The 426-nt window shown below is 69.2% G+C and carries 1 protein-coding gene; it reads left to right on the top strand.

Features of this window, described 5'->3' with window-relative positions; translation table 11 throughout:
• Positions 1 to 164 precede the first annotated feature (164 nt).
• On the top strand, positions 165 to 426 hold a 262-nt coding region (locus AC1DYK_RS35915), incomplete at its 3' end, for a hypothetical protein (RefSeq protein ID WP_478170606.1).

The raw sequence follows: 426 nt of genomic DNA, 5'->3' as shown, positions 1-426 counted from the left end.
GTTCCCATGGCGCATCGAAAGGGCAGCAGGCTGTGCCAATGGCCCAGAGGGAGCGGGCCGACTTGAGCCAGATGGTGTTCGGATGCTGTCATGAACCCAGTCGATGGCGCTGCGGATCCCGCGGCGCCTTTTTCATGCCAGGACATAGTGGGGAGAGCCAAGCGGTGCTGAAGCGGATGTTGGTGGCTCCGGACCCGGGACGGCTGCGGCTGCGCAACGCGACCCGGGCCGTCGTCGGTATCGGCCTCGCCGTGACCTTCTCGGGCCTCGCCTCGCACTCGCTTCCCGCGGCCGTCGCCGGTGGCCTCGCCGCACTGCTCGCACTCTTCACCGTCACCGTCACCGACGCCAGGGTCAGGGATCAGGCGCTCACCACCTCGCTGCTGCCCCTCGCCGGCTTTCCGGTGCTGGCGCTGGCGACGGGGC

The sequence above is a fragment of the Variovorax sp. P2_H12 genome (assembly GCF_056403395.1).
The sequence above is the reverse complement of the archived record's forward strand: the minus strand, read 5'-3'. Positions and strand labels throughout refer to the sequence as shown.